General features: G+C 70.9%; 22 protein-coding genes and 1 tRNA gene. 16 read left to right on the top strand and 7 right to left on the bottom strand.

From position 1 onward, the window contains the following. Positions 1-447 precede the first annotated feature (447 nt). The 12 genes from IG08_RS56310 to IG08_RS0150790 all read left to right on the top strand — a co-directional run bounded on the left by IG08_RS56310 (position 448) and on the right by IG08_RS0150790 (position 12,109). Entirely contained in the window at positions 448-879 is a 432-nt protein-coding gene (locus tag IG08_RS56310) for a hypothetical protein (protein ID WP_052425297.1), read from the top strand. Further along, complete coding sequence (locus IG08_RS0150840; protein WP_030621049.1) at positions 876-1,844, top strand: complex I subunit 1/NuoH family protein; 969 nt, start codon at positions 876-878, stop codon at positions 1,842-1,844. Before IG08_RS56310 ends, IG08_RS0150840 begins: the two co-directional genes overlap by 4 nt. A 2-nt stretch (positions 1,845-1,846) precedes the next feature. Next, complete coding sequence (locus tag IG08_RS0150835; protein ID WP_030621046.1) at positions 1,847-2,593, top strand: NuoI/complex I 23 kDa subunit family protein; 747 nt, start codon at positions 1,847-1,849, stop codon at positions 2,591-2,593. Between the two features lie 35 nt (positions 2,594-2,628). Then, positions 2,629-3,306 carry an NADH-quinone oxidoreductase subunit J family protein gene (locus IG08_RS0150830; RefSeq protein ID WP_052425298.1) on the top strand — a complete coding sequence of 226 codons (678 nt, stop codon included), beginning with the start codon at positions 2,629-2,631 and terminating at the stop codon, positions 3,304-3,306. Further along, positions 3,306-3,704, top strand: coding sequence for an NADH-quinone oxidoreductase subunit NuoK (gene nuoK / locus IG08_RS0150825; RefSeq protein ID WP_030621042.1), 399 nt, complete (start codon positions 3,306-3,308; stop codon positions 3,702-3,704). The genes IG08_RS0150830 and nuoK overlap by 1 nt, the downstream gene beginning before the upstream one ends. Continuing rightward, on the top strand, positions 3,701-5,695 hold the full coding sequence (locus IG08_RS0150820; RefSeq protein WP_030621038.1) for an NADH-quinone oxidoreductase subunit 5 family protein: 1,995 nt from the start codon (positions 3,701-3,703) through the stop codon (positions 5,693-5,695). The genes nuoK and IG08_RS0150820 overlap by 4 nt, the downstream gene beginning before the upstream one ends. A 6-nt stretch (positions 5,696-5,701) precedes the next feature. After that, positions 5,702-7,276: an NADH-quinone oxidoreductase subunit M gene (locus tag IG08_RS0150815; protein WP_030621033.1), complete on the top strand. Its 1,575-nt coding sequence runs from the start codon at positions 5,702-5,704 to the stop codon at positions 7,274-7,276. A 5-nt stretch (positions 7,277-7,281) separates the two neighbouring features. Continuing rightward, positions 7,282-8,805: an NADH-quinone oxidoreductase subunit N gene (locus tag IG08_RS0150810; protein ID WP_030621032.1), complete on the top strand. Its 1,524-nt coding sequence runs from the start codon at positions 7,282-7,284 to the stop codon at positions 8,803-8,805. A gap of 178 nt (positions 8,806-8,983) precedes the next feature. Further along, complete coding sequence (gene htpX / locus IG08_RS0150805; RefSeq protein ID WP_030621029.1) at positions 8,984-9,847, top strand: zinc metalloprotease HtpX; 864 nt, start codon at positions 8,984-8,986, stop codon at positions 9,845-9,847. Next, positions 9,844-10,236 carry a YccF domain-containing protein gene (locus IG08_RS0150800; protein WP_030621027.1) on the top strand — a complete coding sequence of 131 codons (393 nt, stop codon included), beginning with the start codon at positions 9,844-9,846 and terminating at the stop codon, positions 10,234-10,236. The genes htpX and IG08_RS0150800 overlap by 4 nt, the downstream gene beginning before the upstream one ends. 15 nt (positions 10,237-10,251) lie before the next feature. Beyond that, positions 10,252-11,409 carry a barstar family protein gene (locus IG08_RS0150795; protein WP_030621025.1) on the top strand — a complete coding sequence of 386 codons (1,158 nt, stop codon included), beginning with the start codon at positions 10,252-10,254 and terminating at the stop codon, positions 11,407-11,409. A gap of 130 nt (positions 11,410-11,539) precedes the next feature. Continuing rightward, positions 11,540-12,109, top strand: coding sequence for an SMI1/KNR4 family protein (locus tag IG08_RS0150790; protein ID WP_030621023.1), 570 nt, complete (start codon positions 11,540-11,542; stop codon positions 12,107-12,109). A 186-nt stretch (positions 12,110-12,295) separates the two neighbouring features. Here the strand turns inward: IG08_RS0150790 and IG08_RS0150785 are convergent, their stop codons facing one another. Further along, positions 12,296-13,540, bottom strand: a complete 1,245-nt coding sequence (locus IG08_RS0150785) for an APC family permease (RefSeq protein ID WP_030621020.1) — start codon at positions 13,538-13,540, stop codon at positions 12,296-12,298. A 202-nt stretch (positions 13,541-13,742) separates the two neighbouring features. Here IG08_RS0150785 and IG08_RS0150780 point away from each other — a divergent pair, with 202 nt between their 5' ends. Beyond that, positions 13,743-14,009, top strand: a complete 267-nt coding sequence (locus IG08_RS0150780; RefSeq protein ID WP_030621016.1) for a GlsB/YeaQ/YmgE family stress response membrane protein — start codon at positions 13,743-13,745, stop codon at positions 14,007-14,009. Positions 14,010-14,107: 98 nt separating this feature from the next. On the opposite strand, the gene IG08_RS0150775 is transcribed toward IG08_RS0150780, so the two are convergent. Next, complete coding sequence (locus IG08_RS0150775; protein WP_030621013.1) at positions 14,108-14,596, bottom strand: YajQ family cyclic di-GMP-binding protein; 489 nt, start codon at positions 14,594-14,596, stop codon at positions 14,108-14,110. A gap of 222 nt (positions 14,597-14,818) precedes the next feature. Here IG08_RS0150775 and IG08_RS0150770 point away from each other — a divergent pair. Continuing rightward, a tRNA-Tyr gene (locus IG08_RS0150770) sits at positions 14,819-14,900 on the top strand. Between the two features lie 243 nt (positions 14,901-15,143). Further along, complete coding sequence (locus IG08_RS0150760) at positions 15,144-15,824, top strand: cysteine hydrolase family protein (RefSeq protein ID WP_030621008.1); 681 nt, start codon at positions 15,144-15,146, stop codon at positions 15,822-15,824. Between the two features lie 117 nt (positions 15,825-15,941). On the opposite strand, the gene IG08_RS0150755 is transcribed toward IG08_RS0150760, so the two are convergent. The 3 genes from IG08_RS0150755 to IG08_RS60465 form a co-directional block, all read right to left on the bottom strand. Beyond that, positions 15,942-16,781, bottom strand: a complete 840-nt coding sequence (locus IG08_RS0150755) for a YceI family protein (RefSeq protein WP_030621006.1) — start codon at positions 16,779-16,781, stop codon at positions 15,942-15,944. A 440-nt stretch (positions 16,782-17,221) separates the two neighbouring features. Beyond that, positions 17,222-19,633: an MFS transporter gene (locus tag IG08_RS0150750; RefSeq protein ID WP_030621002.1), complete on the bottom strand. Its 2,412-nt coding sequence runs from the start codon at positions 19,631-19,633 to the stop codon at positions 17,222-17,224. Between the two features lie 65 nt (positions 19,634-19,698). Continuing rightward, the gene (locus tag IG08_RS60465; RefSeq protein WP_030620999.1) at positions 19,699-19,917 is read right to left on the bottom strand and encodes a hypothetical protein; all 219 of its coding nucleotides are present in this window, start codon (positions 19,915-19,917) and stop codon (positions 19,699-19,701) included. 90 nt (positions 19,918-20,007) lie between these two features. Between IG08_RS60465 and IG08_RS0150740 the strand changes: the two genes are divergently transcribed. Next, positions 20,008-20,220: a hypothetical protein gene (locus IG08_RS0150740; RefSeq protein WP_030620996.1), complete on the top strand. Its 213-nt coding sequence runs from the start codon at positions 20,008-20,010 to the stop codon at positions 20,218-20,220. A gap of 13 nt (positions 20,221-20,233) precedes the next feature. Here IG08_RS0150740 and IG08_RS0150735 read toward each other — a convergent pair whose 3' ends face one another. Together IG08_RS0150735 and IG08_RS0150730 are read right to left on the bottom strand one after the other, a co-directional pair. After that, positions 20,234-20,614, bottom strand: a complete 381-nt coding sequence (locus IG08_RS0150735) for a nuclear transport factor 2 family protein (RefSeq protein ID WP_030620993.1) — start codon at positions 20,612-20,614, stop codon at positions 20,234-20,236. Between the two features lie 2 nt (positions 20,615-20,616). Continuing rightward, a complete protein-coding gene (locus tag IG08_RS0150730; protein ID WP_030620992.1) occupies positions 20,617-21,273 on the bottom strand; it encodes an SDR family oxidoreductase in 657 nt (218 codons plus the stop codon). Positions 21,274-21,599 lie beyond the last annotated feature (326 nt).

Here is a 21,599-nt window from a genome sequence, read left to right as displayed (position 1 = left end):
GTGTCTGGGGCTGCGGGGGTGTCCGGGGCGGGAGCGTCTGGGGCTGTGGGGGCGTCCGGGGCGGCTGCCGGGACGCCTGCTGCCGGTCCGCGTCGGGCGCGTACGGCGGCGGGGGGTTCGGCGAGCCAGACGGAGGCGTCTGGGGCTGTGGGCGCGTCCGGGGCGGAGGTGTCTGGGGCTGTGGGGGCGTCCGGGGCGGCTGCCGGAACGCCTGCTGCCGGTCCACGTCGCGCGCGTACAGTGGCGGAGGGTTCGGCCGGCCAGACGCCCACGGCGTCTGAGTCCCCGACGGGAGACTCGACGCCACCGGCCGCCAACGCGCCGTCCCCGGCGGGTACTTCGGAGTCTCCCGAAGGCGCCACCGAGTCTCCGGCGAGCGCCGCTCCTGCCCCGGCCACCGACGTCCCGGCCACCGATGCCCCGGTTGCCGGGCGCCGGGCCCGCAGCGTGAGCCAGGGCTCGGCGTCGCAGCGCACCGAGACGGGTACCACCCCTGCCACCCCCGCCGGCCCCCGTCGGTCCCGAAGCACCTCGCAGGGCTCCGCGAGCCAGCGCGCCGCGACCGACCCGGCGACGCCGACCGACGACACGGCCGAAGCCGGGACACCCTCACCCACCGAGGACACCACCCGGAAGCCGGCCACGGCCCCGCGCAGCCCGGACGCCCCCTGGCACCACGCCCGCCCGGCCTTCGAGCCCGACGAACCGGCCCCGAGTCCCGAGGCCGATCCGCAGCCCGAGAAGGCACCTCCTGTACCCCCTGCACCCTCCGCCTCCGAAGAGGCCCCGGATCCCGAATCCGAACCATCCGAACCCGAGCCCGACCACGGCTCCACCCGGAACCAGACCCCCGAAGACCCCGCAGGAGGCCCGCAGTGAACGACGCTCTCGACGTCGCCCTGCGACTCCTGATCGTCTTCGTCGTCTTCCTCACCTTCCCCCTGATCGTCGGTCAGACCGAACACAAGGTCATGGCCCACATGCAGGGCCGCCTCGGCCCGATGTACGCCGGCGGCTTCCACGGCTGGGCCCAACTCGTGGCGGACGGCGTGAAGTTCGCGCAGAAGGAAGACGTCGTGCCCGCGGGCGCGGACCGCCGTATCTTCCAACTCGCCCCCGCAGTGGCCCTCCTCCCGTACCTCCTGGTCCTCCTCGCCATCCCCATCGGCCCCGGCGAGGGCGCCGTCGGCGAGGTCATCGACGCGGGCGTCTTCTTCGTCCTCGCCGTCATGGGCGTGGGCGTCCTCGGCTCGCTCATGGCCGGCTGGGCCTCCGCCAACAAGTTCTCCCTCCTCGGCGGCCTCCGCACCGCCGCCCAGCTCCTCGCCTACGAACTCCCGATGCTCCTCACCGCCGCCTCGGTGGCGATGGCAGCCGGGACGGTCTCCCTCCCCGGCATCCTCGACGCCTTCGAGTGGTGGTGGCTGCCCTGGCAGATCGTCGGCGCGATCGTCTTCTTCGTGGCCGGCCTGGCCGAGCTCCAGCGCCCCCCGTTCGACATGCCCGTCGCCGACTCGGAGATCATCTTCGGCGCCTACACCGAGTACACCGGCCTCCGCTTCGCGTTGTTCCTCCTCGCCGAGTACGCCGGAATCATCGTCCTGTGCGGCCTGACCACCGTCCTCTTCCTGGGCGGCTGGCACGGCCCCTGGGGTGCCGACGGCCTGGGCTGGGTCTGGACCCTCCTGAAGGCGGCCGTTCTCGCCTTCATCGTGATCTGGCTCCGCGTCACCTACCCCCGCCTGCGCGAGGACCAGCTCCAGAGGCTCTCCTGGACCCTCCTCGTCCCCCTCTCCCTCGCCCAGATCGCCCTCACCGGCATCGTCAAGGTGGTGATCCAGTAGCTATGGCCCCCATTCCTGGCTCCGGCCTGGCCAAAGGTCTGGCCGTCACCCTCCGCACGATGACGAGGAAGTCCGTCACCGAGCAGTACCCGGAGGTCCAGCCCGACCTCCCGCCCCGCACCCGCGGCGTCATCGGCCTGTTCGAGGAGAACTGCACGGTCTGCATGCTGTGCGCCCGTGAGTGCCCCGACTGGTGCATCTACATCGACTCCCACAAGGAGACGGTCCCGGCGGCGGTCCCCGGCGGCCGCGAGCGCAGCCGCAACGTCCTCGACCGCTTCGCCATCGACTTCTCCCTGTGCATGTACTGCGGTATCTGCATCGAGGTCTGCCCTTTCGACGCCCTGTTCTGGTCCCCGGAGTTCGAGTACGCCGAGACCGACATTCGCGAGCTCACCCACGAACGCGACAAGCTCCGCGAGTGGATGTGGACCGTCCCGGCCCCGCCTGCCCTCGACCCCGGCGCGGAGGAACCGAAGGAGATCGCTGCCGCCCGCAAGAGTGCGGAGAAGCTCGCCGCGGCCCAGGCCGAGCCGGTGGCCGAACCCACGCCTGGTCCTGCCCCCGGCCCCGCCCCGAAGCCGGCGGTCGAGCCCGGCTCCGCCCAGAACCCGAACACCGACCCCGCGCCCGGCCCCGCCCCGAAGCCGCCCGCGCCCGGTCCCGCCTCTGAGCCGGCGGCCGAGCCCGGCCCCGTTCAGAAGCCGAGCACCGATCCCGCCCCGAAGCCACAGGAGGGAGATTCGTGAGCCCCGCCGCAGCCGCCGCGACGGCAGCGCACTCCATGACCACGGCCGCCGCCGAGTCCCACGGCTTCCTCTCCCCGACCGGCGTCGAGATCGCCTTCCTCCTCGTCGGCCTGGTCACCTTCGGCGCCGCACTGGTCACCGTCACCACCAAGCAGTTGGTGCACGCCGCCCTGTGGCTGGTGGTGACCCTCGGCGGCATCGCCGTCGAGTACCTCCTGCTCACCGCCGAGTTCATCGCCTGGGTGCAGGTCCTCATCTACGTCGGTTCCGTCGTCGTCCTCCTTCTGTTCGGTCTGATGCTCACCAAGGCCCCGATCGGCCGCTCCCCGGACGCCGACTCCGGCAACCGGTGGGCCGCCCTCGCCGTGGCCGTCGCCGCCGCTGCCGCCCTGGTCTGGGTCGTCGTCGACGCCTTCCGCGCGACCTGGATCGACCTGGGCGGCCCCGCCGCCGGCTCCACCGAGGCCACCGGCGCGAGCCTCTTCCAGAACTGGGTCCTCCCCTTCGAGGCCCTCTCCGTCCTGCTCCTCGCGGCCCTGGTCGGCGCCATCGTCCTGTCTCGCAAGGCGAAGACGGAGAAGAGCTCTCCCCCTGTGAACTCCCGACCCGCGACCGGTAGTTCCCCATCCGTCCCGGATTCCCGCAATCACCCGGTCGAGCGAAATGGGTCGGTCAAGGGAACTGAGTCGGCCGAGCAGGAAGGCGGCCGCTGATGCACCTCGCCTATCCCGCCGTCCTCTCCACCCTCCTCTTCTGCACCGGCCTCTACGGCGTCCTCGCCCGCCGCAACGCGATCCTGGTCCTGATGTCGGTCGAGGTGATGCTCAACGCCGTCAACCTCAACCTGGTCGCCTTCGACGTCTGGCTCAGCAAGGCCGCCGAGGAGACCCTGCACTCCGGCCAGGCACTGACCCTGTTCACCATCGCCATCGCCGCCGCCGAGATCGGCATCGGACTGGCGATCGTCCTGGCCGTCCACCGCAACCGCGGTACCGCCGACATCGACAAGCTCCGCGACACCGCCGAGGGCCACGAGACCGACGGCCCCGACAGCGACGCCCGCACGGCCGAGCAGGCCGACCGGACCGGGAAGGCTGAGGCCACCGCGTGACCACGACCACCCTCGCCGTCCTCGTCCCCCTCCTTCCGTTCCTGGGCGCCGCGGCCGGCCTGCTCCTGGGCCGCACGGCCCCCGGCTTCGTCCGCCCGCTCGCCGTCCTGCCCACCCTCGCCGCCCTCGTGCTGGCCGCAGTGATCGCCGTACGCCAAGGCGGCGACCAGGCCGTCGACGCCGCCACCGAACTCACCCCCACCGGCTCGGTCCCGATCGAACTCGCCCTGCACATCGACGGCTTCGCCGCCCTCGTCGCCGTCCTGGTCGGCTTCGTCGCCACCTGCGTGCAGATCTACTCGACGGGCTACCTGCGCGACGACCCGCGCTACCCCTCCTACGCCGCTCTCGTCGCCCTCTTCACCTCCGCGATGCTGCTCGTCGTCTACTCCGGCGACCTCATCGTGCTGCTGGTCGGCTGGGAGATCATGGGCATCTGCTCGTACTTCCTGGTCGGCCACTACTGGGAGACCCCGGAGGCCCGCGCCGCCTCCATCAAGGCCTTCCTGGTGACCAAGCTCGGTGACGTCCCCTTTCTCATCGGCCTGTTCGCCCTGGCCACCGACGCCGGCTCCTTCCGCATCACGACGGTCCTCGGCGCCGTCACCCACGGCGGACTCGACCACCCGACGCTCATCGCCCTGCTGCTCCTGGCGGGCGTCGCGGGCAAGTCGGCGCAGTTCCCGCTGCACACCTGGCTCCCCGACGCGATGGCGGGTCCCACACCCGTCTCCGCGCTGATCCATGCCGCGACGATGGTCGCCGCCGGTGTCTACTTCATCGCCCGTCTCCTCCCGGTCTTCGAGGCCTCCCAGGCCGCGATGATCGTCCTCGCCGTCATGGCCGCCGTCACGATGGTCGGCTCCGGCCTCGCCGCCCTCGCCCAGGACGACATCAAGCGCGTCCTCGCCTACTCGACGATCGGCCAGCTCGGCTACATGACCGGCGCCCTCGCCGTCGGCGACCGCGGTGCCGCCGTCTTCCACCTCCTGTCCCACGGCGCCTTCAAGGCGCTGCTCTTCCTCGCGGCCGGCGTGATCATCCACGCCGCCGGCACCAACTCGCTGGCCGCCATGTCCCGCATGCGCGACCTGCGCGCCCGCGTCCCCGACGCCTACTGGACGATGACCGTGGCGCTCCTCGCCCTCGCCGCGATCCCGCCCTTCAGCGGCTTCTTCTCCAAGGAGTCCGTCCTCGGCGCCGCCGAGCACGTCGCCACCGGCCACACCGAGCACGCCCCCGGCGTGGCGGGCTGGACGATCCTCGTCGCCGGCCTGCTGACCGCCCTGCTCACCGCCGCGTACGCGATGCGCCTGTGGCTGCTGGCCTTTCGTGGCAGGGGCACCGAAGCCCCCGACCACGGCAGGCAGCCCCTCACCATGACCGTGGTGCTGTGGGTTCTCGCCGTCCCGTCCCTCGCCCTCGGCGGGCTCGCCTACCGCGTGCTGCCCGACTGGTTCGACGGCCGAGACCTCGCTCCGACCCTCACCACCTCCGTCCTCGGCACGGGCGTGGCCCTGGTCGGCGGCATCGTCACCTACGGCGCCTGGCGGTACACCGCGTCGGTGGCGGCCCACTCTCCGATCGGTGCGGTCGCGGCCCACCCCGAGGGCGACGCCGCCCGAGTCGAGGCCGAGGCCATCGCCAGCCACGCTCCCGCGTACGGAGACGTGGCCTCGGCGCCCGACCCGGCGGACCCGGGCCGCCTCCTGCTCGGCCCGCTGCACCGCCACGCGGCCGGCGGCTTCCACCTGGACGCCGTGTACACGGCCCTGTTCGTCCGCCCGGTCCAGGCCGGAGCCACCCTCGTCCGGTTCCTCGACCGCGAGGTCGTCGAGACCTACGTACGCGGCGCGGGTGCCCTACCCCGCTGGCTCGGCATCGCCGTACGGCGCGCCCAGACCGGCAATCTGCAGACCTATGTGAGCGCGCTGCTCGCCGGCACCGTCGTCCTCGCGGTCGCCGTCGTCCTCGTCGCCACGGGAGCGTGAGCAGGCGTGATCGATATCAACGAGTCCGTGATGCAGTTCCTTCTGGCGTTTGTCGTCGTCGGCCCGCTCATCGGCGCCGCCGCCGCTCTCCTGCCGGCCCCGCCCGGGCTGAAGGGGAAATCGCCCGAGCAGGCGGTCCTGCGGCACGGCATGACCGTGACCGGCGCGGTTCTCATCGCCGCGGTCGTGCTCGCGCTCGGCTTCGACCACGACCATCCGTCGAAGATGCAGGCCACGACCGACATCAGCTGGATCCCCGCACTCGACGTGCGCATCCACCTCGGCATCGACGGCATCTCCCTCCCCCTTCTGGTCCTGACCGCGCTGCTGACCTTCCTCTGCGCGCTCTACTCCTACTTCAAGATGCCCGCGGGCCCGTCCCCGAAGGCCTTCGTCGCCCTGCTGCTCGTCCTCGAGTCCGGCACCCTCGCGAGCTTCGCCGTCCTCGACCTGCTTCTCTTCTTCCTCGCCTTCGAGATGGTCCTCATCCCGATGTACTTCCTCATCGCCCGCTGGGGCGGTGAGCAACGGACCGAAGCTGCCTGGAAGTTCATCCTCTTCACGCTGCTCGGCTCCGTCGTCATGCTGCTCGGCCTGCTCCTGATCGGACTCAAGGCGGGCACATTCGACATGGTGGCACTCGCCACTGACAACGGCCGGTCGCTGACCACATCCGTGCAGGTCATCGCCGTTTTGGCGATCGGGATCGGGCTCGCGGTCAAGACGCCGATGTGGCCGCTGCACAGCTGGCTGCCCGACGCCCACACCGCAGCGCCGACCGTCGGCTCGGTCCTGCTGGCCGGCGTCCTGCTGAAGATGGGTACGTACGGGTTCGTCCGGATTCTTCTTCCCGTAGCTCCGGACGGCTTCCGCACCTTCGCGCCCTACCTCGCCGCCTTCGCCGTCGTCGGGATCATCTACGGATCCCTGGCCTGCCTGGCCCTTGCCAAGCAGGGGGCGAAGGGCGACCTCAAGCGCCTCATCGCGTACTCCTCCGTAGGTCACATGGGCTTCGTCCTGCTCGGCATCGCGACGATGACCCCGACCGGCGTGAACGGCGCCCTGTTCGCCAACATCGCCCACGGCCTCATCACCGGCCTCCTCTTCTTCCTGGTCGGCGCCCTGAAGGACCGTACGGGCACCACGGACCTGGACGCCCTCGCAGAGGAGACCGGCGCCGCGTTGTACGGCAAGGCCCCGCGCCTCGGCGGCCTGCTCGCCTTCGCCGCCGTCGCCTCACTCGGATTGCCCGGCCTCGCCGGATTCTGGGGCGAGATGCTGGCGCTGTTCGGCGCGTTCAAGCCTGCCGAAGACCTCAGCCGCCCCGCCTTCCTCACCTTCATGGCGATCGCCGCGTTCGGCACGCTGCTGACGGCCGCGTACATGCTCGTCGTGGTCCGCCGCGTCTGCATGGGCGCCGTGTCGCAGGAAGCCCCGCGGCTCGCCGACGTCCACACGTACGAGTTCGCGGCCTGGACACCGCTCGTCGCCCTCACCGTCGTAGCCGGCCTGTGGCCGAAGGCCCTGCTCGGCCTGACCGACCCGGCCGTGCAGCAGCTCCTCGCAGGAGGCACCCGATGAGCACCATGGCCGCCGTGGCCCAGCCGCTGGCCGCGAACCTCGTCCAGTCCGTCGACTGGCTCGCCATCGCGCCGCCCACCATCGCGGCGGTCGTCGGGCTCGTCGTCCTGGTCGCCGACCTGTTCGTCGGCGACGCCAAGAAGGCGCTGCTCGGCTGGCTGTCGGTCGCGGGCCTCGCCGCCTCCGCCCTCCTGCTGCTGCCCCTCCTGGACGGCGACCGCAGCACCTTCTGCCTGACCGGCGACGCCGACGTCTGCAGCTATACGGCGGACCGCTTCACCCTCGTCATCCAGTTCCTGGTCCTCGGCGGCGCCCTCCTCTCCGCCCTCCTGTCGGTCACCACCCTCAAGGACGCCGACAAGGGACTCCCCGAAGGGGAGTACTGGTTCCTGCTGCTCTCCTCCGCCGCGGGAGCCGCCCTCCTGCCCGCCTCCCGCGACCTGGCGACCCTGATCGTCGCCCTGGAGGTCGCCTCCCTGCCCGCCTTCGCCCTCGTCGGCATCCGGCACGGCGACAAGAAGTCCTCCGAAGCGGCCCTGAAGTTCTTCCTGTCCTCGGTCACCGCGACCGCGGTGAGCCTCATGGGCATCAGCTTCGTGTACGCCTCCACCGGCACCCTCTACCTCACCCAGATCGCCGACCGCATCCAGGACGTCGACGGACAGCTCCACACCCTCGCCCAGACCGGCGTCGTCCTCACCCTCATCGGCTTCGCCTTCAAGACGGCCGCCGTCCCCTTCCACTTCTGGGTGCCGGACACCTACGTAGGGGCGCCGCTTCCGATCGCCGCCTACTTGTCGGTCGTCGGCAAGGCGGTCGGCTTCTCCGGCCTGATCCTCATCACCGTCGTCGCTCTCCCGTCGTACGCCGACGTCTGGGGCCCGGCACTCGCCGTACTGGCCGCCCTCACCATGACCGTCGGCAATGTCGGCGCCCTCCGCCAGCAGGCCACACGCGCGTACAGCGCGGTACGCCTGCTCGCCTGGTCGTCCGTCGGCCAGGCCGGCTACCTCCTCGTCCCGATCGCCGCCGCCGCGTACTCCGACGACGCCGAGCGGTCCATCGGCTCCACGGTCGCCTACGCCCTCATGTACGCCGCCATGAACCTCGGCGCCTTCGCCGTGGTCGCACTGGTGGGCCGTACGAGGCCCGCGAACCGCCTCACGGACTACCGCGGCCTCTACGCGAGCAACCCGTTCGCCGCCCTGCTGCTGGCCTTCTTCCTGCTCTGCCTGGCCGGACTGCCGCCGGGAATCATCGGCCTCTTCGCCAAGGTCACCGTGTTCTCGGCGGCCGTGGACGCGGGCCTCGGCTGGCTCGCCGTGGTCATGGCCGTCAACGTCGTGATCGCGCTGTTCTACTACCTCCAGTGGACGACCCTGCTGTTCCGGGCCCCCGAGGGTGAACCCGCCGGGCACCGCGTCCCCGCCCCGCTCACCGTCGCGATCGCCCTGACCGGCGTCATCGGCATCGCCCTCTCGGGCGCCCCCCAGCTGGTCCTGCGCTTCACCGACACCGGACTCTTCTGAGCCGTCACACGGACGGCCTACGCGGGCCGCCGTACGCACAAGGGAACTAGCGGTCCTCGCCTGGCGTTGTCCAAAACGTGAGGGTCCACTGGATGTGCCACCACGGCACCAGTGGCTCGGAGACATCGGAGATCAGCAAGCAAAGGGTCCCCCTGCTGCACGATTTGGAGGGCGTACCGTGCACCGCCGGCACAACGGGCTCAGGACCGCAGTACTCCTCGGGGGACTGTCCGCACTCATCATCGTCATCGGCAGCTTCTTCGGCCGTATGGGGCTCGTCGTCGCCGTCCTGATCGCCCTGGGCACCAACGCGTACGCGTACTGGAACAGCGACAAGCTGGCTCTACGCGCGATGCGCGCCCGCCCGGTCAGTGAGTTCGAGGCCCCGGCCCTCTACCGGATGGTCCGCGAGCTCTCCACCCAGGCCCGCCAGCCCATGCCGCGCCTGTACATCTCCCCGACCGAGGCACCCAACGCCTTCGCGACCGGCCGCAATCCGCGCAACGCCGCAGTGTGCTGCACGGAAGGCATCCTGCGCATCCTGGACGAGCGCGAGCTGCGCGGCGTCATCGGCCATGAGCTCAGCCACGTCTACAACCGGGACATCCTCATCTCCTCGGTCGCCGGTGCCCTCGCCTCCGTGATCATGTTCCTGGTCAACTTCGCCTGGCTGATCCCGATCGGCCGCTCCGACGACGATGACGGACCCGGCCTCCTCGGCATGTTGATGATCATGCTCCTGGGGCCCATCGCCGCCACCCTCATCCAGATGGCCATCAGCCGCTCCAGGGAGTACGAGGCGGATGCGTCCGGCGTCCAGCTCACCGGCGACCCCCTCGCCCTCGCCAGCGCCCTGCGCAAGCTCGAACTCGGCACCAAGCAGCTCCCGTTGCCCCCCGAGCCCCGGATCGAGACCGCGAGCCACATGATGATCGCGAATCCCTTCCGCCCAGGCCAGGGACTCTCCAAGATGTTCTCGACACACCCGCCGATGGCGGAGCGCATCGCCCGGCTCGAGAAGATGGCAGGTCCCCCACAGTGAAAACCATCCTGAACGTCATTTGGCTCGTCCTGAGCGGCTTCTGGCTGTTCCTCGGCTACCTGGCCGCGGGCGCGCTGCTGTGCATCACGATCATCGGCATCCCGTTCGGGATCGCTGCCTTCCGCATCGGCGTCTACGCCCTGTGGCCCTTCGGGTACACGACGGTCGAGCGCCGCGACGCCGGCGCGCCCTCCTGCGTCGGCAACGTCCTGTGGCTGGTCCTCGCGGGCTGGTGGCTGGCCATCGGCCACATCGTCACCGGCCTCATCCTGTGCGTCACGATCATCGGCATCCCGTTCGGCATCGCCAACTTCAAGCTGATCCCCGTCTCCCTGTTCCCCCTGGGACGCGAAATCGTGCCCACCGACGAGCCGTTCGCGACGCGCTGACGGGCGGGCCGGGGGGTGGGGGCACCGAAGTACGTCCTGCTGTCGTACGACCGAGAAGCCGAATTCGAGGGCCAGGACGGCTACGAGGAGACATGGGCCCTGTGCGAGGACGCCGGCGACCTCTTCGCCGACCCTCCTCCGCCCACCCCGGAGACGTACGAACTCCTCGGCTGCGCACCCGAGGGCGAACTGCGCACAGCCCTCACGCGCGCGCGTGCCGAGGGTTCGGCCCCGCTCGGCTCCCTCACCCTGGAGATCCTCGACAAGTCCGGCACGGCAGTCGGAGAGTGGTACCTCGAAGACGTACGTGTCCTCGGCGACCGCCCCTGCGCCCGTGACCTGTCACTGCGCGACGTCACTGTCGAGGGAAGCGAACCCGACGACAACCCCTTCGGCTATCCCGAGCGCCCACCGCTGTCCCCGGGCTTCCGCCTCCTGGGCACGCAAGGCGAACCGCAGGGAACCTGCCGCGACCTGGCCTGCGTACGGCAGGACCGGGATGAGCCCCTAGAACCCCCGCTGCGCCTGCTGGGCTGCTCCCCACAAGGAGCCCTGCGCGCGGCGATGGACGCGGGGGAGGAGGACCTCGGCCATGCGAAGGTCCTGCGCATCGACTCGTACGGCCGCCCCGTGCAGTCCGCGGCCGAAGGCGAGCTGCGTGCCTGGATTCCGTCCGCCCGGGGCCGCGGTCTGGTAGACCTCACCCTCGACCCGTGGTCGGAGCGCCCGCCGCTGGCGGCCCGCGAGGTGTGGGAGCTGTGGGGCGCGGGACGCCCTGCTGAGCCCAACCGCTGGGCGCGGTGCACCACCGACGAGCGCCGCTTCTGGCTCAACACGGCCCGGGAAAACCATGTCTACGGCCGTCAGGACCAGCCCTCCGGCACCACGTACGACCTCGACGGCCGCCACATCACCGACGGACCGGGCTTCTTCTGCGCGATGGGCGAGGCGGTGAACGGGCCAGGCGGATACTTCGGTTGGGGCTTCGACGCCCTCAACGACTGCCTGAGAGGCCGCTGGGGTGCCGCCCCGCCCCTCACCCTGGTCTGGCACGACGCCGACGTCGCCCGCACCTGCCTCGGAGCGAACCCGCACACCGACCACAGCTCGCCGCTCTTCGAGGAACTCCTGGCGTTCCTGACCGAGAAGGGTGTCGAGGTTCACCTCGCCTGACCGTCTCGCCTGGCTGCCTGGCTGCCTGGCCTGACCGTCTCGCCGGCCCCGGTCGGGCCGCACGTTCTCCACAGCCCGGAGGTTGTCCACAGGCCCACCGATTGTCAGTGCCGCCCTGCATGATGAACCCATGACCGAGAGCGAGCAGTTGCTGACACGGGTGGCGGCCAATGCCCGCAACACCCGCCCGTGGGGCTGGACTTCCCTCCCCGAGCCGGTGGACGCACCCACCCTGGCCCGGGCCGAGGCCGCCCTGGGCTTCCGCCTGCCTCCGCTGCTCGCCGACCTCTACCTGCGGATAGGAGACGGCGGATTCGGCCCGGAGTACGGCTTGTTGCCCCTGCTGGACAGCCCTCCCGCCGGCGAACCCGCCGCCGTCGTGCAGTACCTCGCCAACCGCAAGAGCGGCCGCAAGGACCCCGACTGGCCATGGCCTGAAGGCGTTCTGCCGATATCGCACTGGGGCTGCGCGATGTACGCGTGCGTGGACTGCCACAGCCCGCAAGCCACCGTCCTGCTGTTCGAGCCGAACGCCCACGACTCCGACCATGCCTGGTTCGTGGACGCCCCCACCCTCACGGACTGGCTGCGCGCCTGGGTCGACGGCGCGGGCTGGTACGAGGAGACGAACGAGGAGTTGGAGATGGCCCCTTGGACCGAGTTCCACATACGAACGGCGCCGCCTGTACAGGCGTCCTGAGGGTCAGGGCTCCCAATACGGCCGACGTATCGGCTGCTGCGGACGGCACGCGCGAGGCCGTCGGCTCACCGTGCGCAGTGGGTGACCGTCTCGTGGGGGTGACCACCTCTTGAACGGCACGGGCCCAGGTGGCACGCGCACGCCCCACCGCAGCCCTGGACACCCATGGCCCTCGAGCCCTCCGCCCTACCGGGCTGCCGCCCACCGCCGCACGCCATACGCGACGGCCCCCACCACCAGCACCCCCGCACCCACGACCACCGAGACCACCGGCAGCGCGAACGCCAGCACCACGCACCCGAGCAGCCCCACCGCGGGTACCACCCGCACCGCTGGAGCCGACCCCAGAGTCCAGGCCGACGCGTTGGCCACCGCGTAGTACGCGAGCACACCGAAGGAGGAGAACCCGATCGCGCCCCGCACGTCCACCGTGGCGGCCAGGACCGTGACCACCGCGCCCACGGCCAGTTCGGCCCGATGCGGCACCTGGAACCGCGGATGTACGGCGGACAGCGCGCCGGGCAGATGCCGGTCCCGGGCCATGGCCAGCGTGGTCCGCGAGACGCCCAGGATGAGGGCGAGCAGCGAGCCGAGCGCGGCCAGGGCGGCACCCACCCGCACCACCGGCACAAGCCCCGGCACCCCGGCCGCCCGCACCGCCTCGGTCAGCGGAGCGCCCGCGCGCCCCAGAGCATCGGCCCCCAGCACGGAGAGGACAGCCACCGCCACACACACGTACACCGCCAACGCGATGCCCAGAGCCAGAGGGATCGCGCGGGGGATGGTGCGCGCGGGATCCCGCACCTCCTCACCGAGGGTCGCGATGCGCGCGTACCCCGCGAACGCGAAGAACAGCAGGCCGGCCGCCTGCAGCACCCCGCTCACGCCGCTCGACGCCCCGATGTCCAGCCGTCCGGCGCTGGACTCCCCGGACCCCAGACACACGACCACCACGGAAGCGAGGACAGCCAGGACCACCGCCACGATCGCCCGGGTCAGCCAGGCGGACTTCTGGACGCCGCCGTAGTTCACCGCGGTCAGCGCCACCACGGCCGCGACCGCCACGGCGTGAGCCTGCCCCGGCCACACGTACGCCCCCACCGTGAGAGCCATCGCCGCACAGGAGGCCGTCTTCCCGACCACGAACGACCAGCCCGCGAGATAACCCCAGAACGGCCCGAGCCGCTCCCGCCCGTACACGTACGTGCCGCCGGAGGCCGGATACAGGGCGGCCAACCGCGCGGACGAAGTGGCATTGCAGTAGGCGACCACGGCGGCCACCGCGAGCCCGAGCAACAGTCCCGACCCGGCCGCACGCGCCGCAGGCCCGAGAGCGGCGAAGATCCCGGCCCCGATCATCGAACCGAGCCCGATGACGACGGCGTCTCCCACTCCCAGAGTGCGCCGCAGCTCGGCATCGGAACGTGTCATGTGCCGCACCCTACTGATCCGTGCAACCGCCAGACGCAGCCGTGACGTCCTCTTCATCAACACGACGAGAACACCCGCACAACAAGCAGGTCGCACGAGTCCGACGTACGACCCATGGGCTTGCGCACGAGCACAGCCCGTACGGACGTAGATCACAGTGTCGGGACAGTGCAGGCACAGCGCGGAAGGGCAGGTTCAGGGCATGAGCATCATCGGCTGGATCATCCTGGGGCTGTTGGCCGGAGCCATCGCCAAGTTCCTGCTGCCGGGCCGTGACCCGGGCGGCTTCATCGGTACGACCGTCATCGGCGTCGCGGGCGCGTTCATCGGCGGCTGGATATCGGCCCGCTGGCTGGACCACCCGATCACCAAGAACTTCTACGACAGCACCACCTGGGCCGCGGCGATCGGCGGCTCGCTCGTCCTTCTGATCGGCTACCGCCTCCTGTTCGGCAACTCGCGCGACTGAGCACACCCCCGAACCGCAGCCAGCAGGCGAGAAGGGTGGGCACCGGCCAGGTGCCCACCCTTCCTCGTGCGACGGACCGTCGTCCCCACCGGCATGTCCTACCGGTAGTTCACGAACTGGATCGCGAAGTCGAAGTCCTTGCCCTTCAGCAGGGCGATGATGGTCTGCAGGTCGTCACGGCTCTTCGAGCTGACCCGCAGCTCGTCCCCCTGAACCTGGGCCTTCACGCCCTTCGGGCCTTCGTCGCGGATGATCTTCGCTACCTTCTTCGCGTTGTCCTGGGAGATGCCCTCCTCGATGGACGCGAAGATCTTGTACTCCTTGCCGGACAGCTGCGGCTCACCGGCGTCCAGCGCCTTCAGCGAGATGCCGCGCTTGATCAGCTTGGACTGGAAGACGTCGAGGATGGCCTTCACACGGTCCTCGGAGTTCGCCTCCATCTGGATCTTGTCACCGGACCACGAGATCGAGGCACCCACGCCCTTGAAGTCGTAGCGCTGCGAGATCTCCTTGGCGGCCTGGTTGAGGGCGTTGTCGACCTCCTGCCGCTCGACCTTCGAGACGATGTCGAAACTGGAGTCGGCCATGTCCTGTGGCTCCTTGTATCGGGTGCGTATCGGGTGCGTATCGGCGTACGTGGGGTGGCCGCCGAGCCCGGCGTGGTCCCGGGCCGCATCCGCATAAGCCTAGCCACCCCGGGTCCCCCGAGCGCTGATCAATCGGGTGGCGAAGCACCCCTCCCTATCGGGTATTGTTTACGTCGTTGCCACGGAGCACCGCCGAAAGACGGTTCGAAGGGCAGCAACCCCGGCGGTGTGCCCGAGCGGCCAAAGGGAGCAGACTGTAAATCTGCCGGCTCAGCCTACCCAGGTTCGAACCCTGGCGCCGCCACGCTGAGAAAGACCCCCTCCGAACTGCGGAAACGCAGGGTGGAGGGGGTCTTTGCGTGCTCCGGGACGATCTTTCCGGCGGAAGCGGAAACGGACGTCCTCCGATGGGCCAGGCACCCCATGGACGCGTGATCCAAACAAAGCACCCTGAGCACGACACGGAGCAGGCCAGTCGGGTCGGCGTAGTTGTCAACGGCGGAGGGCAGGCTCGTCCCCGTCATGGCAGGCCGACCGAGGGAAACGCATGCAAGCCGACTCCAGGACCCACGCGTGGTGGATCGAACCCAGGGAGTACGCGCGGCAGGAGGAGAGACGCGGCAGGCGGCACGCGTACGAGTACCTCGAACCGGCGCGCACCGCGCTGATCGTGATCGACATGGTGCCCTTCTTCGCCGAGGCGAATCCGTACGTCCGCGGCATCGTGCCCAACATCGGCCGCATCGCCGCTGCGTTGCGCACCGCGGGCGGGCTGGTCGCCTGGGTGGTGCCTGCGCACCAGGCACCCCTCCGGGGCGTGACCGACGAGTTCTACGGACCGATGGTCAGCAAGATGTACGCCGCGACGGGCGGTGAAGGCCCGCTGCGCTCGCGTCTGTGGCACGCCCTCGATGTCCAGCCCGAGGATCTGGTGGTCGAGAAGACCGCGTACAGCGCCTTCTTCCCCGGCCGCTCGCCGCTGCCGGGCCTGCTGGCGGATCGTGATGTCGACACCGTCCTCATCACGGGCACGCTCACCAACGTCTGCTGCGAGTCCTCGGCACGGGACGCGGCCACCACAGGCCTGCGCGTGCTGATGGTCGCCGACGCGAACGCCGCCCGGCGCGACCAGGACCACAACGCGGCGCTGCACACGATCTATCGATCGTTCGGCGACGTTCGGACCACCGCCGAGGTGCTGGGCCTGATCGGACAACGGCCAGGCTGACAGCCGGAGTTCCGACACACATACGCACTCGCCCAGCGCCAGCCCCGGACCCAGCCCCAGCCCCAGCCCAATCCTCAACCCCCAACCCTCAACCCGCACCCACCCCCCTGGCCCCGATCACGGCTGCGGAAGCATCTCCCCTTGAACCGTCTGGACATCCAACTCCACCCTCAACGTCGTACCGATCGCCGCAATACCCGCCTGAAGGACCTGGTTGTAGTCCATGGCGAAGTCCTCGCGCCGCAGCTCGGTCGTGGCGCGGAAGGCGGCCCGGGTGCCGCCCCAGGGGTCAGGACCGGTGCCGAGGTAGGTGAGGGTGAGGTCGACGGGGCGTACGACGCCGTGCATGCCCAGCTCTCCGCGCACCGTCCAGCGGTCGGCGCCGGCGGGCGTCAAGCCGGTCGAGCGGTACGTGATCTCCGGGTATCGCTCGGCGTCCAGGAAGTCGGGCGACCTGAGATGGTCGTCGCGCATGCCGTTGCCCGTGTCGATCGAGGCCGTGCGGATCACCGCCTCGACTCGCGACTTCTCCACGTCCTGGGCGATCTCGACGCGCCCGCCGAAGTCGGTGAAACGGCCGTGCACGCTGGAGATGCCCAGGTGCTGGGCGACCGCTCCGACGGAGGAGTGGGCCGGGTCGATGGTCCACGGACCCGGCGGGGGAAGTTCGGCCCCTGCCTCGCGCCCCAGACCTCCCGCCTGCCGGCCCAGGACGACCTGGCCGACGTCGGCACGACCGCTCGCCGTGACGAGTGCCGTCGCCGCTGCGGGTGCGTATCCCACCGCGGTGACGATCACGGTGTAGGGGCCGGGGGCGAGGGCAGTGCCGTCCTCGACCTTGCCGTCGGTGTCGGCCTCGGTCCGCAGGATCTGCGTGCCGGTCATGTCGGTCACGGTGACCACCGCGTGGGACACGGCCCAGCCGTCCCGGGTGCGGATCCGTGCGGTGAGTGCCATGTCGTCTCTCTTCCGTGCGGGGTTTCTTGTTGCCGGGGTCCGGCGAACCCGCACCCACGCGGGCGCGGGTTCGCCGAAGCCGAGCCGTCCGCGAAGGACTGACCGCTGTGGGCGCGGATTAGCCGGAGCCGAGCCGTCCGCGAACTACTGGCCGCTGTGGGCACGGGTTAGCCGGAGCCGGGCCGCCCCCGAACGACTCGCCACCGTGCGCGCGGGTTCGCCGACGCCGGCCCGTCCGAGAGCGACTGGCCGTTGTGGGCACGGGTTAGCCGGAGCCGGGCCGCCCCCGAACGACTCGCCACCGTGCGCGCGGGTTCGCCGAAGCCGGCCCGTCCGAGAGCGACTGGCCGTTGTGGGCGCGGGTTATCCGGAGCCGGGCCGCCCCCGAACGACTCGCCACCGTGGGGGGCGGGTTCAGCCGAAGCCGACCAGCCCCCCAACTACTCGCCGCCGTGGGCCAGTTCGATGTCGTGGTCGTCCACATCGCCACCGGAGACGGTCACCCCGGCCGCCCGCGGCGGGTAGCCCGTCGCGATGACGGTGTACGCGCCGCCGTCCAGGTCGGAGAAGGCGTACGCCCCGTCGAGGCCGGTCGTGGTCGTGGCGACCACGTTGCCCGCGGCGTCCACCAGCGTCACCAGCGCGTCGCCGAGCGGGGCGCCGGACCCGCGCACCGTGCCGCGCACATGCACCCCGGGCCGCAGCTCGATCTCCACGCGCGTGACCCCGACGCCGCCGATCTCGACCTGCAGGGCCAGCGGCCGGTGCTTGGGGGAGTTGACCGCCAGGGTCACCGTCCCGGGCACCAGGTCGGTGATGGTGAACTCGCCCAGCACGTCGGTGCGTCCGGTGGCCAGGACCTCCCCGCGGACGTCGGTCACGATGACCACGGCATCCGAGACCGAGGCCCCGCTGTCGGCGGACAGCACGACACCGGTGAGGCCGCTGGTGCCGCTCAGCAGGACGTCGTACGTGACCGGCGCGTCGTCGGCGACGACGATCGTCGAGGCCTGCGGCTGGTAGCCGTCGGCGGAGGCGATCAGGACGTACGAACCGGCGGCGGGCGCCGCCACGCCGTACGATCCGTCGCCGCCCGAGACCGACCGGCCCAGCTGCTTCCCACCGAGCGAGATCAGCGTGACCGCGGCACCGGCCATCGGTACGCGCTCCGCCCCCAGGACCCGCCCGCTCACCGCGATTCCGACACCCTCGTCGCCCTCGGCCGTCGCGACGGAGGCCGATACCGCCGCCCGCTCCGACGTCGTACCGCCGGACCCGGACGGAACACCGAAGCCCGTACGACCGGACGCAGCCGCCTCACCAGTGGCTACGGCAGCCATCGCACCGGACGCAGCCGCCGCCACCGGAGACGGAGCCCCAGCAGAACCCCCAGCAGAACCCGCGGCAGAACCCGCGGCAGAACCCGCAGCCTCAGCCGGCTGCCGGCGCGGAATGAACCCCGCGATCACGAAGGCCAGCAGCGCCGCACCCCCACCAATGGCCAGGACGGTCTTGAAGCCGTTCTCGGAGGGCAGGGCGACCGAGCCGAGGTCGGTGGTCATCTGCGCCAGGATGACGCCGGCGACGGCGCTGGCGGTCGACGTACCGATGGACCGCATCAGGGTGTTGAGGCTGTTGGCGGCGCCCGACTGGGACGGCGGCACGGCGCCCATGATGAGCGCGGGCATCGCGCCGTAGGTGAAGCCGATGCCGGAGCCGATGACACAGGAGACCAGGACGAACTGCCAGACCTCGGTCATCAGGAGGATCTGCAGGCCGTAACCGGCCGCCACGATCAGCGAACCGAGCATCAGGCTGACCTTCGGGCCCTTGGCCTTCGACAGAGCAGCCGACACCGGGGCGATGACCATCATCACCAGGCCGGACGGGGCCATGACCAGGCCGGCGGTGAGGAGCGACTTGCCGAGACCGTAGCCGGTCGCCTCAGGCAACTGCAGGAGCTGAGGAAGGACCAGGGACATCGCGAACATGCCGAAGCCGAGCGCGATCGAGGCCAGGTTGGTGAACAGCACCTGGCGGCGTGCGGTGGTGCGCAGGTCGACCAGCGGCTGCTCGGTGCGCAGTTCCCACCAGCCCCAGACCAGCAGCACCACGACGGCCGCCGCGAACAGACCGAGGATCGTGCCGCTGCCCCAGCCCCAGTCGCCGCCCTTGGAGATGGCGAGGAGCAGGCAGACCAGTCCGGCCGCCATGCCGATGCCGCCGACCAGGTCGAAGCGGCCGCCGGTGCGCACCTTGGACTCGGGCACCAGGAGCAGAACCAGCAGGAGCGCTACGACGCCCATGGCGGCCGAGCTCCAGAACAGCATGTGCCAGTCGAAGTTGTCGGCGATCAGTGCGGCGGCGGGGAGGCCGAGGGCGGCGCCGACGCCGAGCGAGGCGCTCATCATGGCGGTGGCGGAACCGAGCCGTTCGGCGGGCAGTTCGTCGCGCATGATGCTGATGCCGAGCGGGATCACGCCGCCCGCCGTGCCCTGCAGCACGCGGCCGACGATCATCGGCGTCAGGGAGTCGCTGAGGGCGGCGGTGACCGAGCCGGCCACCAGCAGAACCAGGCTCAGCAGGAGCATGCGGCGCTTGCCGTACATGTCACCGAGCCGCCCCATCATCGGGACGGCGACGGCGGCGGCGAGCAGCGTGGCGGTGACGGCCCAGGCGGTGTCGGAAGCCGGGGCGTTCAGGAGCTTCGGGAGCTCCGGGACGATGGGAATCACAAGGGTCTGCATCAGCGAGACCACGATCCCGCCGAAGGCCAGCACCGCCACGATGACACCGGCCCGCGACGCTGCGGTCTCCGTGTCGTCGGCGGGGCGGGGAAGTGCATGGGACATGGGTCGGGCCTCCGTGTGGGCGTCGGGTACAGCGCGACACACCAAAGCTAAGTCAGTTGATTGACTTAAGCAAGTATGGTCAGATTTTGTGACGCTGATATGGAGGAACGGGGGCGGGAGTACGACCCCCACTGGGGTACGACCCACTGGGGTACGACGCCCACGACCGCGACGCCCACGACCGCGACGCCCACGACCGCGACGCCCACGACCGCGACGCCCACGACCGCGACGCCCACGACCGCGACCCATACGAAACAACCCTCGACGTCCCCGACCCCCACGGCACCTTGCCCTCGTACCCGCCAACCCCGGTTGGCCCAGCCGCCCGCCCGAGATGCACGAACCACTCCCGGCCGGGGCAGACTGACTCCATGTCCACCCGTCGCAGGCACTGCCCCGAATGCCGTCGCGAGATCGCCGTCGTCGCCGGCCGCTTCGCCCGGCACGACCCGCCCGGCGCGCGCGAGAACGGGCGACTCGTCTCCTGCCCCGGCTCCCGCCGCCAGGCGGAACTCGGAGCCGCCCAGCCGTCGTTGGACGGGTACGCAGTCCCCGTCGTACCCGGCCAGCTGCCCCTGTTCTGAGCAACAGCGCGCGCTACGGCCCCGCCTGCACATCCATCCGCGCGACCAGCCCGTCCCCACCGAACCGGTACACGTGCTCGACCGTGTCCTCCGCCCATCGCTCACCCGACGCGTCGCGCATCCCGGGCCGTACGGTCGCCACCACCGCCTCGCCGTCCCCGCCGAGCCGCAGCCCCTCCAGCCGTACGAGGGGATGGCCGGCCGCGAACTGCCGTGCCCAGTACGCGCGCACCGCCTCATGACCGTGCAGCCGGGCCCCGTCGAGCATGTTCGGCCAGTCCACGTCCGGGGCCAGGCACTGCGCCAGGAAGGCGTCCCGCTCGTCGGTCGAGAAGACCTCGTACATCCGCCGCAGCAGCGCCTGCTGCGCGCCCGGCACCCCCTCGGCAGCCATCCTCAGTTCCCCGCCACCGACTTCACCGCCACGGACACCGGCGCCGACCCGCTGATCAGCTCCAGCGTCAGCCCGGCCGTCGCCGGCGTGTCCACCAACTCCGCCAGTACGGCGGCCACGTCGTCGCGCGGAACGGCGCCCCGGCCCGTGTGCGCCTCCAGACGCACGAGGCCCTTGCCGGCGTCGTTCGTCAGCGCGCCAGGGCGCAGAATCGTCCAGTCCAGGGCGTCCAGGCCGCCGACATATGCATCCGCCTCGCCCTTGGCGCGCAGGTACACGTCGAAGATCTCGTCGCCCTCGTGCCGGGGATCCGCGCCCATGGACGACACGACGACGAAGCGTCGTACGCCCGCCCGGACCGCCGCGTCCGCGAACAGCACCGCCGCGTCCTTGTCCACCGTGTCCTTGCGGGCCGCCCCGCTGCCCGGGCCCGCGCCCGCCGCGAAGACCGCCGCGTCCGCGCCCTGCAGATGCGCCGCGACCTCCTCGACCGAGGCCGACTCCAGGTCCAGCAGGATCGGTTCGGCACCGGCCTCCCGCAGGTCGTCGCCCTGCTCCGAGCGGCGAATGATCCCCGCTACCTCGTCCCCGCGCGCGGCGAGCAGCCGCTCCAGCCGCAGCGCGATCTGACCATGACCACCAGCGATGACAATGCGCATGCCTTCGACCGTACGCCCGAACAGCCGCATCCGCCCCGGGGGGCTCCGCGGGGCGCGCCGCGGGGGGCCGGGTGAGGTCGTATGGCGTCTGCGGGTGAGTGGGGGCTGGTCGCGCAGTTCCCCGCGCCCCTGAGGAGTTGCAGCGGGCGCCAGACGGCAAGAGCCGTATGCAGTCGTGGGCGTCGTCAGGCGCGTACGGCGGCAAGGGGACGTGCCGGGGGGTGTCCGCCCGCAGCGGCGGGCGTCCGACACCGAGCACAACCCCAGCCCACAGCACCGCCCGACCGAGGACGGACACCCCCCGGCACGGCCCCGACCCACCACAC

It is taken from the genome of Streptomyces fulvoviolaceus (genome assembly GCF_000718165.1).
GTDB classification, from domain to species: domain Bacteria; phylum Actinomycetota; class Actinomycetes; order Streptomycetales; family Streptomycetaceae; genus Streptomyces; species Streptomyces fulvoviolaceus.
The sequence above is the reverse complement of the archived record's forward strand: the minus strand, read 5'-3'. Positions and strand labels throughout refer to the sequence as shown.